11 protein-coding genes and 6 pseudogenes are annotated in these 14,549 nt (G+C 69.2%); 8 read left to right on the top strand and 9 right to left on the bottom strand.

The window, feature by feature from the left end; genetic code table 11:
* Nucleotides 1-139: pseudogene (locus ACZ4EG_RS45975) on the top strand (IS481 family transposase); the annotation flags it as partial.
* A gap of 266 nt (nt 140-405) precedes the next feature.
* Here ACZ4EG_RS45975 and ACZ4EG_RS45980 read toward each other — a convergent pair.
* A pseudogene (locus ACZ4EG_RS45980) lies at nt 406-987 on the bottom strand (transposase family protein); the annotation flags it as partial.
* A gap of 511 nt (nt 988-1,498) precedes the next feature.
* Here ACZ4EG_RS45980 and ACZ4EG_RS45985 point away from each other — a divergent pair.
* Nucleotides 1,499-1,918 carry a hypothetical protein gene (locus tag ACZ4EG_RS45985; RefSeq protein ID WP_467794974.1) on the top strand — a complete coding sequence of 140 codons (420 nt, stop codon included), beginning with the start codon at nt 1,499-1,501 and terminating at the stop codon, nt 1,916-1,918.
* Nucleotides 1,919-2,170: 252 nt separating this feature from the next.
* On the opposite strand, the gene ACZ4EG_RS45990 is transcribed toward ACZ4EG_RS45985, so the two are convergent.
* Together ACZ4EG_RS45990 and ACZ4EG_RS45995 are read right to left on the bottom strand one after the other, a co-directional pair.
* On the bottom strand, nt 2,171-4,591 hold the full coding sequence (locus ACZ4EG_RS45990; protein WP_467794975.1) for an ABC transporter permease: 2,421 nt from the start codon (nt 4,589-4,591) through the stop codon (nt 2,171-2,173).
* The gene (locus ACZ4EG_RS45995; protein ID WP_467794976.1) at nt 4,588-5,313 is read right to left on the bottom strand and encodes an ABC transporter ATP-binding protein; all 726 of its coding nucleotides are present in this window, start codon (nt 5,311-5,313) and stop codon (nt 4,588-4,590) included. The genes ACZ4EG_RS45990 and ACZ4EG_RS45995 overlap by 4 nt, the downstream gene beginning before the upstream one ends.
* A gap of 139 nt (nt 5,314-5,452) precedes the next feature.
* Between ACZ4EG_RS45995 and ACZ4EG_RS46000 the strand changes: the two genes are divergently transcribed.
* Nucleotides 5,453-6,049, top strand: a complete 597-nt coding sequence (locus tag ACZ4EG_RS46000; protein WP_467794977.1) for a TetR/AcrR family transcriptional regulator — start codon at nt 5,453-5,455, stop codon at nt 6,047-6,049.
* Between the two features lie 197 nt (nt 6,050-6,246).
* Here the strand turns inward: ACZ4EG_RS46000 and ACZ4EG_RS46005 are convergent, their stop codons facing one another.
* Together ACZ4EG_RS46005 and ACZ4EG_RS46010 are read right to left on the bottom strand one after the other, a co-directional pair.
* A complete protein-coding gene (locus tag ACZ4EG_RS46005; RefSeq protein WP_467794978.1) occupies nt 6,247-6,801 on the bottom strand; it encodes a transposase in 555 nt (184 codons plus the stop codon).
* Entirely contained in the window at nt 6,798-7,280 is a 483-nt protein-coding gene (locus tag ACZ4EG_RS46010; RefSeq protein ID WP_467794979.1) for a helix-turn-helix domain-containing protein, read from the bottom strand. The genes ACZ4EG_RS46005 and ACZ4EG_RS46010 overlap by 4 nt, the downstream gene beginning before the upstream one ends.
* A gap of 199 nt (nt 7,281-7,479) precedes the next feature.
* Between ACZ4EG_RS46010 and ACZ4EG_RS46015 the strand changes: the two genes are divergently transcribed.
* Nucleotides 7,480-8,004 (top strand): hypothetical protein, encoded by a 525-nt coding sequence (locus tag ACZ4EG_RS46015; protein WP_467794980.1) that lies wholly within the window; start codon nt 7,480-7,482, stop codon nt 8,002-8,004.
* 570 nt (nt 8,005-8,574) lie between these two features.
* Here ACZ4EG_RS46015 and ACZ4EG_RS46020 read toward each other — a convergent pair.
* Nucleotides 8,575-8,724: pseudogene (locus ACZ4EG_RS46020) on the bottom strand (helix-turn-helix domain-containing protein); the annotation flags it as partial.
* A 731-nt stretch (nt 8,725-9,455) separates the two neighbouring features.
* Between ACZ4EG_RS46020 and ACZ4EG_RS46025 the strand changes: the two are divergent.
* Complete coding sequence (locus ACZ4EG_RS46025) at nt 9,456-10,838, top strand: hypothetical protein (protein WP_467794981.1); 1,383 nt, start codon at nt 9,456-9,458, stop codon at nt 10,836-10,838.
* A 101-nt stretch (nt 10,839-10,939) separates the two neighbouring features.
* Here ACZ4EG_RS46025 and ACZ4EG_RS46030 read toward each other — a convergent pair whose 3' ends face one another.
* Nucleotides 10,940-11,584: a hemerythrin domain-containing protein gene (locus tag ACZ4EG_RS46030; RefSeq protein WP_467794982.1), complete on the bottom strand. Its 645-nt coding sequence runs from the start codon at nt 11,582-11,584 to the stop codon at nt 10,940-10,942.
* 89 nt (nt 11,585-11,673) lie between these two features.
* On the opposite strand from ACZ4EG_RS46030, the gene ACZ4EG_RS46035 reads away from it, so the two are divergent.
* Complete coding sequence (locus tag ACZ4EG_RS46035) at nt 11,674-12,291, top strand: TetR/AcrR family transcriptional regulator (protein WP_467794983.1); 618 nt, start codon at nt 11,674-11,676, stop codon at nt 12,289-12,291.
* A gap of 80 nt (nt 12,292-12,371) precedes the next feature.
* On the opposite strand, the pseudogene ACZ4EG_RS46040 reads toward ACZ4EG_RS46035, so the two are convergent.
* Nucleotides 12,372-12,590 (bottom strand): annotated as a pseudogene (locus tag ACZ4EG_RS46040) (hypothetical protein); the annotation flags it as partial.
* 162 nt (nt 12,591-12,752) lie between these two features.
* On the opposite strand from ACZ4EG_RS46040, the pseudogene ACZ4EG_RS46045 reads away from it, so the two are divergent.
* A pseudogene (locus tag ACZ4EG_RS46045) lies at nt 12,753-13,029 on the top strand (transposase); the annotation flags it as partial.
* 232 nt (nt 13,030-13,261) lie between these two features.
* Nucleotides 13,262-13,972 carry an SCO2400 family protein gene (locus ACZ4EG_RS46050; protein ID WP_467794984.1) on the top strand — a complete coding sequence of 237 codons (711 nt, stop codon included), beginning with the start codon at nt 13,262-13,264 and terminating at the stop codon, nt 13,970-13,972.
* A 100-nt stretch (nt 13,973-14,072) separates the two neighbouring features.
* Here the strand turns inward: ACZ4EG_RS46050 and ACZ4EG_RS46055 are convergent.
* Nucleotides 14,073-14,331, bottom strand: a pseudogene (locus ACZ4EG_RS46055) (hypothetical protein); the annotation flags it as partial.
* Nucleotides 14,332-14,549: the final 218 nt, after the last annotated feature.

Below are 14,549 nucleotides of genomic sequence, written 5' to 3' on the forward strand. Positions count from 1 at the left end.
GCCCTACGCCGGCAACCAGGAACGGACCGACGCCCTGGCAGACTTCCTGCACACCTACAACCACCACCGCTGCCACACCGCACTCGGCGGCCACCCACCGATCAGCCGTGTCAACAACGCTGCGGGTCAATACACCTAGTCCGCGAGTGCCACGGGGAGTATCCCGAGGGAGAGGAAAGGGACGACTGACCCGAGTTCTACCCGAACCGCCTCGGGTTCAGCGCGCCGTGGGACGGCTTGTACGACACGTGAGGGGACGGGCGCTGTGTCAGCCGGCGGCGCGTGAGATCGGTCGAGGGCTTGGTCGGGTCGCCGAGCGGCCCCGGGTGAGCCGGCGGACCATGATGCCGATCATTGCCCAGCGGATCATGGTTTCGGAGTGGGCCGCGCTGGTCTCGTAGTCTGGGCGGTGCGGTCAGGCAGAACGTCGATCCGCTCGCCGGTCTCGGCGTCGATGATCACGGTGGCGTAGCGGTGCCGGCGTTTGAGGGCGAAGTCATCGATGCCGAGCACGCGCGGGACGCGCAGCGACGGTACCGCCCTGCGCATGAGCATGCGCAGGGCGGTCGAGCGGGACATCGCGCAAGCCAGCACGCGGGAGAGGGCGGGCGCCCGCCCGGCCCGTTAACTCCTTGACCACGGAGCCGAGTTGGTCGGCCAGGCGGTTGGTGCGACGCTGGTAGCGCTCCACAACGCCGGGAACCTGCTCACGGAACGTCTGCCGCGGGCAGTCGAGCACCAGGCAGACCAGGCGCCGGACCCGCACCGACGCCACGACCCGCCGTCCGTCCGCCGGCACGTCCGCAACCGCCCGCCCGTGGAAGCCATGCACCCGGCCCGTCGGCTGCCCGCACACCGGGCACGGCACCGGATCGTCCTGGGTCCGCGCCGACACCCTGATGACCTCGCCCTCGTCTGTCACGCCCCCACGACGAGGGCCGACAGTCCCGAAAACACCACACCCACAAGCTCATTGACATCGCGCACACCATGCCAACGACGGCCGTCACCTTTCGCTACCACCGATTACGGGACAGAGCCGTTGGCTGGACAGACCCAACCGCGTCTCTACCGAGGGGCCCGTTCCTTCATGCGCATCCCGCAGATGGCACCCGTGACCGAATGATCACCCATGGCGGTTGCCTCGAACACCGCTCGGTTGGCCACAACGCACTCAGGCCAGTGACTGCGGGTCGAGGCACATGAGGCACATGAGGCACATGAGGCACATGAGGCATGTGTGGCTGTGTCATACGGCCGTCTCGGCGTTCGACGCGGCAGGGTGCTTCCCATGGTGACGATCTTTGACGAGATCCTTGGCACGTGATCACGCGGCGGACTTCCGGGCGGAGCAACGGCTGATCGAGCTGGGTGCGGTGATGATGCGGCCCGCGACCTTCCAGCAACTGGTCTTCAACCGGACGCCGAAGCTGGTCCGACAGTCCGATCCCGAGTCCTATCACCTCTCGCTCGTCGTCCGGGGGGAGGCCGTGGTGTCATGGGGCGGCGGGAGACCTCCTATCGTGCGCTGGACTTCCACACCAACGACTCGTCGAGGCCGTACCAGATAAGGACGGGTGACGGGATCGTCTCGTCGGTGGGGGTCGACATCCCCAAGGCGCTGCTGCCCCTGCCGAGAAGCAAGGTCGAACAGGCGCTGGACCGGCCGATGTCGGGGCGGGAGGGGGGCGGCGTGCTGGTGATGCAGTTCCTCGACCAGCTCGCGGCGGACACCACGCCGTACCAGGCGCCGACGGTTGCCGAGATCGACGGCGAGTGCGCCGACGGGGCTGGGCCGCATTCCCAGGTCGCTGAGGAGGTGTGCCTGGTCAGTGGCGTGGGCGGTGATGTCGCCGCCCAGCGTCCAGGTGTGGTGCGCGGCCAGCAGGCGGTCGTAGCGGTCAGCGGCAGTACGTGATCGCCGACATTCACATGTTTTAGGGGCCGCCGGCGCGGTGGGTGTGATGAGGCTGGGCACGGGTTCCTCGGCCGGCGGCCGGCGGCCGGCGGTCAGCGGGCGTGCGGGTTGAGGACCTGCAGGGCGCCGATTCCGTTGACGGTGAAGTGGATGGTGGCCATGAGGGCGGCCAGGGCGAGGATGCCGATGATGATCTTGGTGCGTCGCTTCATGATCGTGCCTTTCGGGATGTCTGGTCGGTGGTGGGTCGGGTCAGAGGGCCGTGAGGGATTCGCGGACGGTGAGCCGAGTGGCGCGGCGGGCCGCGGCCGCCGCTGCTGCGGCGGCGCCGGCCAGGGCGAGGGTGGTCCACACCAGCAGGGCCGGTGCCGGGAATTGGAACGGCAGGGGATGGCGGAACGCCTGGTTGCCGATGAAGTCGCCCAGCAGCCGGATCAGCGGCACCGCCGCGACGGCAGCGAACAGAATGCTCAGGGCGGCTGTGAGCGTGCCTTCGGTGACGACGATGGCGCGTATTTGGGCCGGTGAGGCGCCGATGGTGTGCAGCACGCCGAACTCGCGGGTGCGCTCGGTGACGCTGGTGGCCAGGTTGGCTGCCAGGCCGAGAAGCCCGACCAGGCCCATCACCAGCCCGAGGGCGATCAGCGCGTCGGCCAGGACCAGGACGTGCCCGTCCAGCGCGGAGCGCAGTTCGTCTGCGCGGAACACCTGCTCGACGGGGATGTCCTGGGCGGCCAGGGCGGCTTCGATGCGGTCCAGGACCGCCTGCCTGGCGGCCGGATCGTGCCGGTCGGTGACGATGCGCAGCACACTGGCGGTTCCGCTCCGGCCGACGGCGACCGCGTACTCGCGCTCGGTGACGTAGGCGGTCGCCTGGGAGCCGAAGTCGGACCCGATGCCGACCACTCGCCAGGTGACGGTACGTCCGGCGACGGTCAGGCGCACCTGGTCGCCGACGCCGACGCCGGGCAGTTGCGCAGACGACAGGTTGTTCAGCACCACCGCGTTGGTGTCGCCCGGCCGCAGCCACCGGCCGCGGGCGAGTGGCAGGCGCAGCAGGGAGGTGTCGGCGGGCGGGGCAAGGACGGTGAAGCTGCCGTGGGAGTCGTCGGGGTAGACCCGGGCGACATCGATCCTGCCCGGGACGTGCACGGTGGTCGCGGTGCGCGCCCAGGCCTGGGCATCGGCCACCCCCGGAAGGGCGCGCACCAGCTCGGTGAGCCGGGCGGCCGGAGCCGGGCCGGCGAGACGGATCTCCAGGTCGTCGAGGCGCTGCGCCACCCCCTGGTCCACCAGGGCCGTCCAGCCGCCGGCGGCGCCCAGCCCGGTGAGGAACATCGCGCCGGACACCCCCAGCAGTCCGATATTCAGCGCCAGGCGGCCCTTGCGGCGCAGCAGGTTGCGGGCGGCCATGAGCTGTGGGCGGGGCAGGCCGCGCAGCCGCGTCAAGGCCCGCTCGGTGCGGCCGGTCACGGCCGGGGCGGCCGTGCCGTGGTCGTCGATCGCCTCGCGTACGGAGATCCGGCTGCCCCGTGCCAGCGGCACCAGGGCCACCAGCAACGGCACGCCGACACCGGCTGCTGCCTCGAGCAAGCGCACCCAGACGGGCACGGCGGTGCTCGCGAGGTCCAGGTTCAGCAGCCGGGCACCCTGTCTGGCCAGCAGGCGTCCCAGCCAGGCGCTCGGCCACAGGGCCAGGATGGTGGCGGTGGCCGCGATCGCGCCGGTCTGCACCAGGTACATGGTCAGTATCTGGCTGGTACGCGCCCCGACGGCCTTCATCGCGCCGATCTGACGAGTCTGCCCGGCGACCATGCCGCCGAGCATGGCCGCGACCAGGACCGAGGACAGCAGAAGCGAGGCGGCCCCGAAGGCGAGCAGGCTGAAGGAGACCATGTTCATCTGGCCCTGGTGGGGGTGAGCGAGCGGCCGGGGGACCTCGATGTGGTCGACGTGGACGCCCCGGGAGTCCAGGAGCCTGCCGATCCGCTGCGCGGCAGCCTCGATCTCGGCCCGGTCACCGCTGGGACCGGCCCGGTCGCCGATCAGGACCTTGGCGTCGGTCAGCCTGGCGTCGAGACCGAGGCGGGCGAGCGCGGCCGTGGTGGTGTAGCCGTAGGCAGTTTGCTCCTGTTGGGCCGGGGCCACCGCGCCGTCGTGCGCCGAGCCGGTGATCCGCAACCGCTTGGGGTGCCCGCCGGGGGCGAGCACGGTGACCGTGCCGCCTGTGGTGGTGCCCAGGAACGGCAACGCGGTGCGCTCGAGCACCACCCCGTCCGCAGGCGGCGGCCAGGCGCCGCGCTCCATGGCCACCGTGACGATGCGTTGCGGATCGGCCGGGTCGCTGGCGAACAGCATGAGCATCCGCCAGGTTCCGTCGCCTACCCTGACCCGGGTCAGCGCTGAGGCCCGGGCGGTGGCCTGGAGCACACCGGGCTGGGCCCTGAGGATGTCCAGGGTGGCCGCGTCCACACCGGCGGGTATCCGCAGCGTCGCCGAGGCCGGGTGGGTGGCCAGGTAGTTGGCGCTGATCTCGCGGCTGGCGATGGCGCGCGCGGTCAGGAACGAGCCGACCGACAGCACGCTGAGGCTGATCGCGAGGACCATCATCGCCATCCTGGTGCGCGCCAGCCACAGGTCGCGGGCGAGTTTCCGCAGTCGCAGCAGGCTCATCGCGTGCTCACGACCGCGCTCACGGCCGTGTCGTCAACGAGCCGGCCGTCGGCGAGGGTGACCTGGCGGGTGGCGAAGCGTGAGACGTCCCGCTCGTGGGTCACCATGACCACGGTCCGGCCATCGGCGGCCAGACCGGCGAACAGTTCCAGGACCGCGTCGCTGGTGGCCGAGTCCAGGTTGCCGGTCGGCTCGTCCGCGAGCAGCACCGACGGGTCGTTGGCCAGCGCCCGGGCGATGGCCGCCCGCTGCTGCTGGCCGCCCGACAGAGCGGAGGGCAGCTTGTCCGCCTGATCGGCGATGCCCACCTGCCGCAGCAGCTCCACGGCCCGCGCCCGACGCTGCCGGGACGGGTAGGTGTTGCACAGGTCCATCGGCAGCATCACGTTCTCGACTACCGTCAGTGTCGGCAGCAGCTGGAAGAACTGGAACACCAGCCCGATCGACCGGCCTCTCCAGGCCGCCAGCTCCGCGCCGCGCAGCAATGCAGGGGACGCCCCCGCCACGGTGATCTCACCGGCGGTCGGGCGGTCGATTCCCGCAAGAAGGTTCAGCAGGGTCGTCTTGCCGCTCCCCGAGCTGCCCACCACGGTCACGAACTCGCCCTGGCGGACGTCCAGGTCGATCCCGGCGACCGCGGTGCATTCTCCCGCGGCCAGCGGATAGCTCTTGACCGCTCCCCTCACCTCGATCGCGAGTCCGCCTGCTCTCGTCGGTTCCATCGCCACACTCCTCAGCCACCGAAACTGAATGAGCTGTTCGTTGATGAACAGCATGTCCATAAAGAGAGTTACAGTTCGGAAGGTGGCGTGAGCAATGATCAATCCACCCCCCGCCGTCCGGAACCGAACAGGAGCGGCGGTGGATGTCCAGGAAGGGAAGGTGACCGTGGTCACATCAACGGATCGCCGGGTCCGGCGCACCCGCAGGGCACTGCTCGACGCGCTCGCGGCGCTGATGGCCCAGAAGGGCTACGACGCGGTCACCGTGGCGGACATCATCGACCGCGCCGACGTCGGCCGCTCCACCTTCTACAGCCATTACACCGACAAGGCGGATCTGCTCGAGGACGGCCTCGCCGACCTGCGCTCCCTGCTCCGGCCGCCGGTGGGCTCGGCTCGCCCGCGGCACCCCCTGGATTTCAGCCTCCCGATGTTCCGGCACGCCCACCAGCAGCGGCATCTGGCACGGGCGCTGGCCCACCGCTCCAGCGCTGGGCCGCTGCTCTCGCGCATCGAGGAGCTGCTCGTCGAGACGGTGGGTGAGCCGCTGGCCGCCCACGCGAGCGGCCCCGTGCCCGTGGAGGCCGCCGCGCGTTTCGTCACCGGCGCCTTCCTGGGCCTGCTGGCCTGGTGGCTCGACCAGGACGAGCCCTGCTCCGCGGAGGAGATCGACCAGGTCTTCCGCGCCCTCGTCGCCCCCGGACTGCGGGCCGCCACCGGGCCGGCGTCGGCCTGAGGCAGCGCGTCCGCGTCCCGGTCTTCGTCGGCCCTTCACGACACCCAGCGGGAGCAGGACCGGGCGGGCGAGGCCGGCCGGCGGGTGCTCTGGCCGATCACTGCGGTGGCGCTACGTCAGTCGCCTTCAGTAGAGGGATCGGTTGGGGTGGTTGGTGGGTTGATCAGCTGACGTTCCATCACCTAGTGCTGAATTCCTCAAACGGTGTACACGTATCGCTGTCGTAGTCGGCGGGTTGGCGGTGCGGGTCTGCCCCAGACCCAGGGGTTGGCTCGGGAGTTGAGCTGGTCGGTCGCAAGGGTGGTGGCGTATTCGATGTCGTCGCGGTTGGCGAATGACCGTCCGGCGAGGGCGGCTTTGCGGAAGATGCGCCACCAGCCTTCCTGCAGGTTGAGCCAACATGCGCCGACGGGGATGAAGGCATGGTGGATACGGGGATGATCCTCCAGCCAGGTCCGGGTGGACAGGCTGTTGTGACTAGACAGGTTGTCGGTGACGATCCAGATCTCCCCGTGTGGGTTGGCGTCCTCGAGCAGTTGCAGGAACTGCTGGTAGAAGACGCTGTTGCGGGAGGATGCGGTCATCGTGACTGCCTGGCCGTCGGCTGGTCGCAGACCGCCGTAGACCCAGGTCTTCTCCGGTCCGCGGCTGTAGTCGAGTTCCGCTTTGATCCGGTGCCCGTCGGGTGACCAGGCGGGTGCGGGCGGGAAGGTCCGCGGGATCACTGGCCCCAGCTCGTCGGCGCAGATCACCGTCGCACCGGCGGGCGGGTGGGTGTAGAGGTCGGTGATCCTTGTCCTTTTGGGACGAAGTCCGGGTCCGTCGACCTTGTCCAGGACCGGGTGCGGCGCCAGCGCACGCCTTCGGCGAGCAGGATCCGGCGGACTTGTGAGCGCCCCACTGCGATCCCCTCGGCCCGCGCTGCGGCGGCCAGGGAATCCAGGGTCCACTCGGGTGGCCCGGACTCGTCGAAGGCCCATAGCTCCCCGACCGGCTCCCGCCGCAGCCGTCCCGGCGGCACGGTCTTGACCAGGGCGATGATCCGAGAGCGTTCCTCCTCGGTGATCCGTCGCTTGCGGCCCTGCCCGCCCAGATCATCCAGCCCTTGCAGGCCTGAGCGGTTGAAGCGGTGCAGCCAGCACCGAACCGTTTTCTGGCTGTAGCCCAGCTCCGCAGCGATGGCCGGCACGCGCAGCCCCGACCAGCTCAGCTCGATCATCTGAGCTCGCATCACCGCATCCCGCGGAGCCTTCCGCGCCCGCGATAACCGGCGAACGACGGTCCGCTCGTTCTCGTCACGCCCCGGTCGTGCCCGTAAAACCATCGCCCAGCACCCGCCCCCGAGCACCCTCAACTACCCCGCCACCAGGACATATACCCAGCGAAAGAGGAATTCAGCACTAGCCAGCTCTTGATCAAGGTGTCTCGACATGTTGGTGAGAACCGCAGCACCAGGGGACGACCGGGGCGCGTCGTCGCCGAGGGACATAATTCAGGCTGTGGACCTGAGACCGGAGTTGCTGCCCCCGCCCGTGAGTCGGCAACGGCTGGACGATCTGTGTTCGGAGATCGAGCGGATCGCTGACCTGCTGGCTTCCCGCCCGGAGGCAGCGGACGAGGCGATCGCGGCCTTCAACGCGATGACTGGACACGATTACGAGGCTCTCGACTTCGCCGAGTGCGACGGCAGCAGGAGTCTGGAGGAGTTCGCGAGGGAGGCGGCCCGGCCGGATCGCCCCATGATCGCGGACATCTACCGGGACGAGCTCGTTGAGATCGTTCGCAGACTCCTGACGGCCTCCCCGGCGAGTGGCTATTACCTGCGACTCCTGGAAGCGAACGTATCGCATCCCCGGGTGAGCGACCTGGTCTTCCACCCCTCGGACGACCTCAAGGATGCGTCTGCGGAGCAGATCGTCGACGAGGCTCTGAAGTACCGGCCGATCGCGCTCTGAACTGGGGGAGGTCAGCCGGCCGTGGCTTGCTGTTCGGCGCGGGCGCGCGTGGTGGCGAGGGATCTCGTCCGCGCCGTGAGCACCTCACCGTCCCGCAATCAGGCGATGGCCCACCCCATTTCTTCAATTTGGGATGCGTTCCGCCAGGCGTTGACGTGCCCAATGCACGAAGCGAGGGAAGCCGCCTGCCGCCTCCTCCTGGTCGATCAGTGCGCCGACCTCCTCAGGCGGATCGCTGTCCACCCGCAGGACGATCTCACCCGCTAGCGGATCCATCCGCGTCCTCAGTGACACGTCCGTGCTGCGCACGACCTCCAGCAGGTTGGATCGGTCGAGAAGGTGCCGCATACGCGGAAGCGTCTTTTCCCGCAGGGCCCTCTCCAGGGCCAGGCCGCAGATCTCGTCACTGCCCTCGTACGGGAACGCCCACTCCGCGCGGAAGGGCATGTCCTCGTCGGGGCGGTGCGCTGCCTCCCGCTGGGGAATGACGCGGCCTGTCACCAGGGCCCCTGAGCTGTCCGGCTTCCTGGCACCCGCAGGCTCGCCAGTGATCCATTCCCAGTACGGGAGCGGCACGACGTGCCAGTGTGGCCGGTCATGCGCCAGCGCGCGTTTCACCGTGTTCTTCGAGATGCCCAGGTGCCGGGCGATCGCCCGGATCGGCATCTGCTCGGCCCGGTGCAGCCGGCGGATCTCTGCCCAGTCTTCCACGTGGATCACCTCTTCCCTCCTGACCTTGATCACCAAGATCAGGGCCAGATGAAGATCACCAAGTGGGTCAGATTTGATACGCCGTCAGAGAGTCAGGGTTCGGCCGTCGTCGAGACGTACGCCGGTTCGGAATTGGCCGTTGTTGCCTACAAGTTCCGGACATCCACGGACTCAGGTGCGTTTTCCGAGTCGCGAGACACAGAAACGATCAGGGATGGGCCGGCGTGCGCTTCACAAGCCGTACAACGAAGAAACAAGACCGCCGCACCAAGAGGAAAGCAGCGCCGTCCTCCTGGGCGAACAGGTGTACAGCCCTGACCGAGTCCGGCCTCGGGCCAGTGGGTTGCGGGTGCGGCTCCGGCGGCCATGGTGGCCGGGCGACGCCCGGCCCGGCGCCGGTATGCCGGCGCCCGTTCGTGGCCGGCGCTTGTTGGCGGTCGGGGTCGAAGTCCACGCGGATAGGGTCGAAAGGGCCCCTGGGGAGTGCCCTGGGTGGCCCATACGGCGGGGCTGTCGCGCGCGCTACGGTCGCGCGGGTGGTGCGCCGACGTGCTGCCCCGGGCCGGTGTTCGGCCCGGCTGTGCGCGAGCTCGCCCCCGTCCGGAGGAACACCCGCGCCCGAAGACGCACCCCGCCCCGAGGCGCACCTGCCCCGGGGCTCACCTGCCCAGAGGAAGACTGTGCACCGTAACCGTCCTGAAGCAGCATCCGGCCGGGCGGCCGGTCCTTCCCCGGCCGCTGTGCCGGTCGAGCTGTCCACCACCGGCCCGCCACGTCCCCCGAAGTACCGCAACACCGTCCACGCCCCGTTCTTCACCGCGGCAGTGCTGTCCGTCCTCACCGTTGGCGCGTCCTGGGGCGTCCTGATCCTGTGGCGGATCGGCTTCGACGAGCGCTTCACCGGGGTGTCCGTCCATGAGATCAACGCGCACGGTTACGCACAGATCACCGGATGGGTCGGGCTGTTCGTCATGGGCTTCGGCTACCAGGCGTTCCCGCGGCTGTGGCGCACCTCCCTGGCCGCCGCGCGCCTGGTGCCGGTCGTCCTGGCGGCGGCCGTTACGGGGCTGGTGACGGCTGTCATCGGCATGGGAGCGGCCGGCTACCGGGCCGGGGGCGGTTGGACGGTACCCGTGGCCCTGGCCGGCAACGCTCTCGCGCTGGTCGCGTCCCTGCTGTTCGCCGGGCAACTCCTGGTGACGTACCGGCGCAGCGGGGGCCCGCTGCGTCCCGTCACGGGCTTCATCGGCTCGGGAGTGTTCTGGATCGTCGGCCAGGCGGCCTTCGGGCTCTGGCACACGGCGATGACCATGACGGCCGCCGCGCACTCCGACCTGCTGTGGTACATCGCGACCTACCAGGCTCCGCTGCGCGACATGCAGATCCACGGCATGGCGCTGCTGATGATCCTCGGTCTGTCAAGTCATCTGCTGCCGCAGATGTTCGGGGTGGCGCGGACACCCGAGCGCCGGGCCTGGACGGCCCTGTTGCTGGTCAATGCCGGCGTGGTCACCGAGGTCGTCGTCTTCGTCGCATACCGGTGGACCGGCGCCCACTGGGCCGCAGCCCTCCTGATGCTGCCGTGGCTGATGATCGCCGGCGGGGTGGCGGCCATGGCACTGCCCTGGCGCCTGTGGCGGCGGCTGCCCCGCAACGACCACCGGTCAGGCAAGTTCGTCCGCGCCGCCTACGGGTGGCTGGCGCTCTCCCTGGTGATGCTGCTGCTGATGCCCGTCTACCAGTCCGTCACGGGCCTCGCATTCAGCCATGCCTACTACGGGGCGATCCGGCACGCGATCACCGTCGGCTTCGCCTCCATGATGATCACGGGGATCGCCGCGCGGGTGGCGCCCACCCTGCGCGGCATCCACCCCGGCACCCTCGGATCGCTCACGGGCCCCTTCGTCCTTCTCAATATCGGCTGCGCGCTGCGGGTCATCCTGCAGACCCTCACCGACTGGCACCCGTTCTTCTTCTCCGTCGTCGGGATCAGTGGGCTGCTGGAGCTGACCGCGCTCGCCTGGTGGGGTACCGGCCTGCTGCGGATCATCCACGGACCCACGGTGCCCGGAGCCGGCGTGTACGCACCGGGCGTTCCCCGCCCGGCCCCGGGCCCCGTCTGATCCCGCCCCGCCCACCACCGCCCACACAGTTGGCCAGGGCGGTGGTCTGCCGTCGGGTGCGCCGGGTGTGCTTGCGCGTGTGCGGCGGGCGGTGACGGCGGTCAGCGCTCGTGTCCGCCTTCGCCGCCGGTCTCCTCCGCGACCTTCTCCATCTGCTCGAACATCTGCCGGGCCTGGGCGGCACTGAGTTTGCGGTCGAGCAACGGGAGGAAGACCTCCTCCTCCTTGGCGAAGTGCAGGCCCACGATGCCGTTGAGTGAGTAGAGGATCTGGCGCAGTTCCCGCTCCTGGGCGGGCGAGGGTGCGCCTTCGTGCAGTTTGCCGCCGAGCTCGCCGAGCCTGTCGGTCAGGGTGGCGACCTCGGTGTGGTCACGGCGCATCGTGTCGGTCGCGCGGGTGTTTCCGTTCCTGCCGATCAGGCTGTCCACCTTCGCATAGAGCACCTTGTCCTCGGCGACGGCGTGGGGGATGAGCTGCTGGGAGAGGAACGTGTACGACGCGTGCACCTTGTCTCGCTGTTCCTGCAACGGCGTGGTGCCGATCGCGTCGCCCGCGTCGGCGAGGGCCTCGATGTGCGGGAACAGCTCGCGGTGCTCGGCCCGCAGGGGCTCGGTCACCCGGGTCCCGCCCGCTTCGTTCTTCTGCGGCCCGGACTTGTCCGCGGGGCCGGCCCACGTCCAGGCGCTGGCGCCGACCGTGGCTGCGGCAGCCACGGCGAGGGCCGCGTACACCTTGGGGTACCTCATGGTGGAACTCCCTGTTGCTTGACACGTGTCCAATTAGACACGTGTCAAGACTAAGTTCGGCTGGACACGTGTCAAGTAAGCTGAGCCTTATGAGACCGGACAAGAGGAACGGGACCCGCGACGCGATCGTCGACAATGCGCTGCGACTCTTCGCCGAGCGGGGATACGACGCGGTGCGCGTCCAGGACCTCGCCCGCGCTGCCGGGGTCTCACGCGCCACCTTCTACAACCACTTCTCCGAACGGGACGAGGTCCTCGGAGCGCTCTTCGAGCGCCTGCTGGTCAGCGAGGAGGCCGGGTCCGAGACGGCGCAGGACACCCCGCCGCTCCAGCGTGTCGGGGCGGTTCTCAACGACGCCGTCCGCAGGATGTTGCAGCAGCAGGAACTGGCCAGGTTCGTCTACACCCTCCCCGTACGCCACGAGTCACTGCTCAGACCGGACGTGTCCTCGACGCCGGCCGTGTTCGTCACGATCCACCGCCTGCTCGAGGCCGCCACCGCACGCGGCGAACTCCGCGACGACGTACCGATCGACCTGGTGTGCGCACACGTGCACAACGCGCTGGAGACGGGGATGCGCGCCTGGGCGGACGGCCGTACCGACGACCCGGAAGGCCGCGTGGGAATGCTGGTGGACCTGGCGCTGCACGGGATCCTCGCCCCGGCCGGCACCCGCCCGCCCGACCCGCGCCCGGGGCACGGCTGACCGGGTACTCCGAGCCGCAGATCGCTGATACCACGGTGGCTGATGAAGCTGGTGTGCGGGTGGCGAAGGACTTCCCCTGCCGGGATGAACTGCGGGCTGTCCGCGGCTTGGCCCGCGGTCAGCACGAACGCCAGCGGGCGGCACTTGCGGTCGGCGGCGAGGTGGACCTTGCTGGTCCGCCCGCCCCTGGAACATCCCCGGAGGGCGATCTTCAGCCGGAGTTTTCGCCGACGCCGGACGCGTCGGCGCTCCTCCCGCCCGGGTGCTTCGCCGTCCTGCCCACTTTGTTCGATGGCGTCCCGCGTGATGTCCCGCGTGATGGTGTGGGCGATCACTGTGCGGGTGTGCGTGGGCAGGTGCCCGGGTCGTGCATCCGGTGACGGTCTCCGCTTCCTGCGCATAAGGCAGGCCATCGTCCAAATCTCCCTGGTGAAGGGCCAGTTCAATCCTAGAGGTGCCCGATGGCCTTGTCCCAGTCCGACCTACAACGCCTGCTGGAGTCACTACGCACAGCGGACGGGATCGAGCTCGTCCGCAACGTCGCCGAGCGCATGCTGCAAGAGCTGATCGAGGCCGAGTTCAGTGGCCGGATCAGCGCCCGGTGGAGCGAGCACACCGACGCCCGCACCGCCTTCCGCAACGGCCACCGGGAGAAGACCCTGGCCACCCAGGCCGGCGGACCTGGACCTGGCCATCTTGAAACTGCGCAGCGGCAGCTTCTTCCCCAGCCTGCTGGACGACCTTTCCAGCAGAGTTACATACCTCACTACTCAGTCGGCGACTGAGCACTCATTCGATCGCCACCGTTGACCCCAGTAACCGGTGACCCGCCTGCAGACCGGTGAGTGAGGTTCGCACATGTTAAAGATCGGCCCGAAACAAACCAAGTGGCGTTTCCCCACCGCTGACGGTTGCCCGGCTTGGGTGCACCTTCCCTCCCGTAAATTCAAGGACTGAGAACGGTCGCGTCATGGACTACTGCATCCCGTGCAGCCGCACGCTCAACGGCGCCGTAACCTGCCCGGAGTGCGGGGCATACGACCCCGGTATGGCACAGCTGAGCGATCGGACAGACGGTGCGCCGACCGCGGACGCCGCGATGCCGAAGGTCCGCGTCAGCGGGGGACCGGGCTCCTCCGCGTCCCCCCTTCCTGGGTCACCAACTCCCCGGCAGAACTTGCCGGCAGACCGGGACGACCGCCCGTCGCGGCTGAGGAAATATGCCGTCCGGTCTCTTGGTGCAGCCGCATTCACCATCCTCGGAGGCCTGGCCGTTGCATCGGTGCTCCCCGAGCCGACAGCCCCACGAGCAGCCTCGATCCCGGAACAGCCCTCCCCCGAAGAGCCTGGGGTCCGCGTCACCGATTCGTCTGCTTCACCGGAGCGTGTGACCACTCACCCAGCAAGAAACGGCGTCCGGGACCGAGACGGTGACGGGATCCGGCGGCCCCTGCCGACGGCAACTCGCAGCAAGTCACCGGTCTCTCGGCCTCCCACCACCAGTGCGCCGCCATCAGTGAAGACCAAGCCGACGCCCCGAAGCTCCAGTAGCCGCCGCCCCAGCTCGCCCCCGCAAACGGCAACCGCATCCGCGAGGCCCTCCGCCAGTCCTTCCGGCAGCATCAGCGCCTCTCCTACCAGTAGTGGCTCGCCGAGCAGTAAAGGGGAAGCCCTTGGCTGACTGGCTGTTCTCTATCCGTTCGTGTGGTCGGTCGGATTCGATCGGGGGTGCTGGATCGGGTGAGTTGGCTGGTGCGGAGGCATGACGGAAGGGCCTCTTCCTCGACCCCGGCCGCGTTCTGCCGATGAGGCACCGCCCGGCGCGGTCCCACCGGCTTCCTCTGCGGCACTCCGCCGATCACCTCGGCGGGCGCATCCTCCTCGGCCAGCGCCTCCAGATACTTGTTCCAGGCCGATCACCCGACGCCGAAGCACCCCTTCCGCGTCCGCCAGAGCCGCCCGCACCCGCTCCAACTCAGCTTTGAGTTCCTTCACATGCACCGCCGCGGCCTTCTGCCGCGCTTCCAAAACCGCGCGCATCGACGGCATCAGCCACCTCCACGACATCTCGGCCAGCAACGAGCCGAGACTCCCGCGACAGCGGCCATCTCATGTCTGACCAGCGAGAACCACACACGACATTCGGAAAGAGAACGACCTCTTAGCTTGGCGTTTATCGTCGCAGGTCACCCGACCTGCTGATCTGCGGCTCTTCCCGGGACAGCGGACGCGGCCGTTCTCCACGCTTCGAGATGTCG

This window comes from Streptomyces sp. NPDC025638, from assembly GCF_055558775.1.